Origin of the sequence: Microcoleus sp. B4-C2, assembly GCF_036705265.1 — a bacterium.
GTDB lineage: Bacteria > Cyanobacteriota > Cyanobacteriia > Cyanobacteriales > Microcoleaceae > Microcoleus.
Genome location: NZ_JAUBUB010000033.1, coordinates 1 through 5,897, shown reverse-complemented (window position 1 = coordinate 5,897; position 5,897 = coordinate 1). Strand labels below are relative to the sequence as shown.

The following is a 5,897-nucleotide window of genomic DNA, read 5'->3' as shown; positions in this document are numbered from 1 at the left end:
TGCCTGTTCCACCAGAAAACTCATTTACTTTTTTAGGAACAGGCAAGATGCCTGTTCCACCAGAAAACTCATTCTTTGTGGAACGGGCATCTTGCCCGTTCTTGACGGTGCAATATCTCAGTTTTAGCCGACTTTGGCTATTAGCCGGTGAATTCATTCCTCGGCGGTTTACCTGCTGCCAAAGGTAAGCCTCAAGCAGCGGCTGCCGTTCTTCTAACTCGGCTGTCAGCAGAATTTCTCGCGTTAGTTGATTGTCGATTTCTACCGAATCAGCTAACTCTAAAACGCTACTCGCAACAACTTCCAAATTGTCAGCTAGAAAGTCAGCATAGGCGGCGCGACGTTGAATTTTACCGCTGGTCGTTTTCGGAATGCTTCCGGGCTTAATCAGCACTACTCCATAAACTTGCACTTCATATTCTTGAGCAATGCTGGAACGGACGGCGCTGATAATTTCCTCAGTATTATCCGGCGCTTTGCGAGATTGTAATTCTGGCACGATAACGAGCTGTTCTTCGCCTGCGACTTCCACCGAGAATGCGGCGATCGCCCCTGGCCGCAAACTGGGATGGCTGCGTTCTGCTGTTCTTTCTATATCTTGGGGGTAAAGATTGCGACCTCGGATGATAATTAAATCTTTGAGTCGCCCTGTAATAAACAGTTCTCCGTCTCGTAAAAAGCCTAAATCTCCTGTTCGCAAAAATGGCCCTTCGCTGGTATCTGAAAGATATGCTTGAAAGGTTTTTTCTGTCTCTTCTGGGCGATTCCAATAGCCTCGCGCCACTGTTTCGCCAGCTACCCAAATTTCTCCGACTTCCTGCGGCTGGCATTGTGTCAGAGTTTCGGGATTGACGATCGCAACTTTAGTGCCAAATTCAGGGAAACCGCAGCCGACTAAAGTTCTCGCGCCACCATCGCCTTCGACAACTTCTACAATGTGATTATTTTCCAGCGCCCCAGCGTCAACAGGTAAGAAAGTCGGTGTTGTCCCGCTGCGAACCGTGGCAATTTTTAGCGTAGTTTCTGCCATTCCGTAAGCAGGACAAAAGGCATCCGCCTGAAAACCGCAGGGCTCAAAAGCTTTGGTAAATCGCTCTAGGGTTTCTTTGTGGATGGGTTCTGCGCCGTTATAGGCCACGCGCCAACTACTCAAGTCGAGCATTTTTTGGCGATCGCCCAAGATTTTGCTTATTTTGCTAGCGCACAAGTCGTAAGCAAAATTTGGCCCGCCGCTGTGGGTAGCTTTGTAGCGCGAAATCGCTTCCAACCAGCACATCGGGTTCTGAATAAACGCCGCTGGTGGCATGAAGTAAGAGGGAATTCCCAGATACAAAGGCTTGAGCAATCCGTCAATTAACCCCATGTCGTGAAACGGGGGAAGCCACGTTACCGCAACGCTTTCGGCATCGTGATCGAAGCCTCGGTGAATGTATTCGATGTTGTACAAAACGTTTGCGTGGCTCACCATTACGCCTTTGGGGGTGGAGGTTGAGCCGGAAGTGTACTGAAGATAAGCTACTTCGTCGTGATGGATGGGTGGCTGCTGCCACTTTTCGCCGTCATCCGAAAGCGCTTCTGCACTCAGCCAGTGCAGCCCTTTGAGTTCTGGCGCTTGTTCGCATAGCTGTTCTAAATTTTCCAGGTGTCGCGCGGGTGCGATCGCAACTGTTGCTCCTGCGTCTTTGGCGATCGCACTAATTTTCGCTAAATTCCGTTTCAGCTTCGGTGGATAGAGGGGAACGGCGATAACTTTGGCGTACAAGCATCCAAAAAAGGCGGCGAGATAGTCCAATCCTGGCGGGAAAAGCAGTAAGGCTCGTTCGCCAGTGACTCCCAATGTCTGAAGTCGCGCGGCGTGCGATCGGGCGATCGCATCTAACTCTCGATAAGTCAAACTGGCGGTTTCAGTTTTTCCGTCTAACAGAAATGTATATTTCTGCTCTGGTTGGTGTAACGCTCTGTTTTGTAGGAGTTCTACTAAATTCGTACAACTTTCGGTGAGTTGGTTTCCCTCAATTCTTGCGTCACTCATCGATTCTTTTTACCTAATAAATCTTGTTTGCAGTACGCCAACCAGTCCCGCCAAATTCTTTCCACATAGACTTTCTGTGAATAGCTTTCGGGCGTTACGAGTCTCTCATCAGCGCGTTTGAGTCTTCAATCCGTGTATTAGCGCTTCTTTTCACGTTTTGTTGTCGATCGGGCTGTTCGGCAAGCGCTCCGGGGCGATTTCAGTCCGAGCCAGCTTCGATATCAGCTTCAGGGGCTTTACCGCTATCGACTTTTAGCATAGTAGGCTAGATGATATTTATTGTCAAGAGTAGTTGAAAAACTTTATTGACTCCTATCCTTCCCTATATGACAATATTTTCTAACTCTTGCCATAGCATTTTAGGCGATCGTTTGTCTAGCCCTGACAAAAAACCATAATAGGCAAGTGGCGTGTAACTCGACAGAGGGGTGAGACCCCCTATCTTAAACTGCAATAAATTTTCATTAGTTAACTCTTGACAGATGCAAGTGCTCTGTTATCTAATTAAGGCACTTTCTCATTAAGCACCCAGTGGCTACTTCCTTTAACCGAGGAAGGTGCCAACCGTGGTCGATCGTCCAGAGCGCCACCGGACTGAGGCTTTCGCCCTCACGCGCCTGCTGTGTTCCCAGACAAAGGCTGCTAGCGACGGGAGAATCGGATCGAACTGCGCCCGACAACAGGGCCGGATATTCCGCAGGTCAGTTTTAGGAGCCAGAGAAGAGCAGCAACGCTCTCACTCACACATTTTGTTGTGCAAGCAACGCAAACCACATATCCGAAGTTCCATTAATTGTTGATTAAATAGTAATGAAGAGATCGCAGAAATTATTAAATAGCCTTGGGCTGGCAGGAGTCGTGTCGGCGGTAGTCGCTGGGCCGGTGTGCGCTTCCAACATCGCGCAGGTGACGGGCGTTCGCCTCAACCCCACGTCAGAAGGCATTGAAATCATCCTAGATACTGAAGATGGAAGACCCCTGCAAGTCTTCAGCGCCAGCTTTGGCGAAACTTTACAAGCTGATGTCATCACCGCTCAACTGCGACTACCGGGGGGAAATGAGTTTCGTCAAGACAAGCCTGCAGCCGGAATTGCTTCTGTCACCGTTACTCCTTTAGATAACAACAGCATCCGAATCAAAGTCGTTGGCGAGAGGGGTCAACCAGTGGCACGGGTGATTCCTAATGCTGCGGGTCTGATTCTCAGCTTAAAACCCACCTCGCAGATGACTGCTCGCCCGCCTGCACCGGCTCCTACAATACAGCGGCCAGGGACACCCGGAGCACCCTTGCCACCGACAGGGCAGCAGGTAGAGATACCCGCAGAACCTTTGCCACCTACAGCGCAGCCACCTGGAACACCCGGAGAATCCTTGCCGCCGACAGCGCAGCCACCTGGGACACCCGGATCACCCTTGCCGCCGACAGCACAGCCACCTGGGACGCCCGGATCACCCTTGCCGCCGACAGCGCAGCCACCTGGGACGCCACCGGCGGGGAGAGACCCGATTGAAATCGTCGTCACTGCAACACGAACCGCAGAAAGAGTGACCAACGTGCCACGCTCTATAACGGTGGTAGACTCCGAAGAACTTCAGCAGCAGGTAGGGCAATCAAGAAATATCGGGGAAGCTCTGGCAAATCAGGTTCCCGGTTTCGCGCCCCCGACTCAATTGACTGCCACTTATGGACAAACTTTGCGGGGTAGGGACGTTTCCGTTCTGATTGACGGCGTGCCACAAACGACCAATCTTCAATCGTTTGGCAGAGAATTTAGAAACATCGATCCTAGCGCGATCGAACGCATTGAAGTAGTGCGGGGGTCTACAGCAATCTACGGCGCTCAGGCTACAGGTGGCGTGGTTAATATTATTACTCGTCGGCCAACTGAGGAAAGGCTAAGTGCTGTTACTGAAGTGGGCGTCAGTAGCGGTTTAACAAACACGGATGATGCTCTAAGCTTTAACGCTCAGCAGACGGTTTCTGGCCGATCGGGCAATGTCGATCTGACGGGCACTGTCTCGCTCTCTAGAAGTGGAGCTTTTTACGATGCCAAAGGCTCGCGCATTCCCTATTTTGAACTCGGCGGAGATAGCAGCACCCTCTTCAACGTGATGGGCAAAGTCGGGGTAGATTTGGACACCAACCAGCGGCTGCAACTAACTGTCAATCACTATCGGGAAACTCAAGATCCCAATGTGATTCCAGACTTTAGTGTTGACGACCAGGAAGGACGGCAAAAAGCCCGCGCCATCCGAACCGGAGATTTGGATATTGACGGGGAAACACCGGGAAATAAAAGTACACAGCTCAACCTCAGTTACACCAACCAAAACCTTTTTGGCAGCAGCCTTCAAAGTCAAATTTACTATCGAACGAATTCCAATGTAAGTGTTCCCTCTGATTTTCGCACGTCCGATTTCTTTGGCCCGTTTGTCGGTGTTGCTCGTTCGCGAGCCGAGAACGAACAAATAGGAGGAAGGCTTGCGGTCACTACTCCTTTATCCAGTGCCGAAAATCTTCGATTAACTTGGGGTTCTGACTATGTTACTGAAGATAGCAAACAGCGTTTCGACCTGTACGACCCAGAGAGAGTTGACGCAAGTGGTGGCAGGGTTTACCGGAAAATTTCCGAGCGTCCTTTCGTCCCTCCTTACACTTACAACAGCCTTGGCTTTTTCGGTCAATTGGAATGGAATATTGACGATATCGTGATTCTAAGTGGGGGGATACGTCACGAACGCGTCGGGTTAAACGTCAATGATTATACCACTTTTAACGATCGCCAGATCGAAGGAGGCGATCGCAAATTTAACGCCACCCTATTTAATACAGGGGCTGTCTATAAAATTAATGACACCTTCAACGTATTTGGCAACTTTTCTCAAGGTTTCTCAGTTCCAGATTTCGGTCGCATTCTCCGCCAACCCCCCGACGATTTTGTGGGAATTGAATCTTCGTTAGAAGTAACTCAACCGCAAAAAGTCAACAGCTACGAAATTGGCATTCGAGGAGGGTGGCGATCCGTGCAAATGTCGCTTGCCGCTTTTTACAATACCTCCGATCTAGGCATCAGTTTTCAACCAGTTGGCAACACAGGTCGCCTGGAACTAATCCGCGCCCCAGAACGCATTTACGGCTTAGAAGGGACTGTGGATTGGCAACCTGCACGAGCATGGTCGATCGGCGGGACTGCTACCTATCTTCATGGCGAATATGAGGAGGACAACCGTTACATCGCCCTCGATAGCAGCAGAATTCCACCCCTCAAGCTAACAGCTTATGTTCAAAACGAAACTTTGCCGGGATGGAACAATCGGTTACAGTTATTATATTCTGGAAATCGCGATCAAGCCTTCAAAGACGGCTCGGATGGCGGCCCGATTAGCAGCTATCTCACACTGGATTACGTCAGCGCGGTTAAAATTGGCTCTGGGCTGCTACAAATCAAAGTCGAGAATTTATTGAATAATCAATATTTTCCCGTGATCTCCCAATACTTAGCTGGATTTGGATCGGACAGCTCTAATTTTCCAGGGAGAGGTTTGACTCTCAGTGTTAATTACCGCCTTAACTGGTAATTACAGATTGCAGGTTTATGAAGTAGATTCAATATCCCCCGTAGGGACACTCCAAGAACCCATTGGTGTCAATTTAAGCTGTTAGTCTGCCAGTCCTCGCGGCCACCCGCTAGTCCGCCAGTCCGCCAGGGGTTGAAACCCCTGTCTAATAGCTAAAGTCCTCTAAAAGAGGACTAATGAGTTGAAAAGTGTTTTTCTCAGTCCTCTTAAGAGCGTTCCACCGGCGTCGCACGCCGGTTATGAATAAAAGAAACAGTAAAGCTAGCCCAAAAGTTGCCATCGATCA

General features: G+C 49.8%; 2 protein-coding genes. One reads left to right on the top strand and one right to left on the bottom strand.

All coding sequences use genetic code 11. The features are described 5' to 3' along the window. A partial coding sequence (locus QUB20_RS12250; protein WP_333246368.1) for a fatty acyl-AMP ligase occupies window positions 1-2,032 on the bottom strand: 2,032 nt, incomplete at its 3' end. A gap of 810 nt (window positions 2,033-2,842) precedes the next feature. Between QUB20_RS12250 and QUB20_RS12245 the strand changes: the two genes are divergently transcribed. Next, window positions 2,843-5,611: a TonB-dependent receptor domain-containing protein gene (locus QUB20_RS12245; protein ID WP_333246370.1), complete on the top strand. Its 2,769-nt coding sequence runs from the start codon at window positions 2,843-2,845 to the stop codon at window positions 5,609-5,611. Window positions 5,612-5,897 lie beyond the last annotated feature (286 nt).

Bases quoted from the DNA above. Each gene is read 5' to 3' on its own strand.
- QUB20_RS12245 (WP_333246370.1), top strand. From the start codon at position 2,843: ATGAAGAGATCGCAGAAATTATTAAATAGCCTTGGGCTGGCAGGAGTC.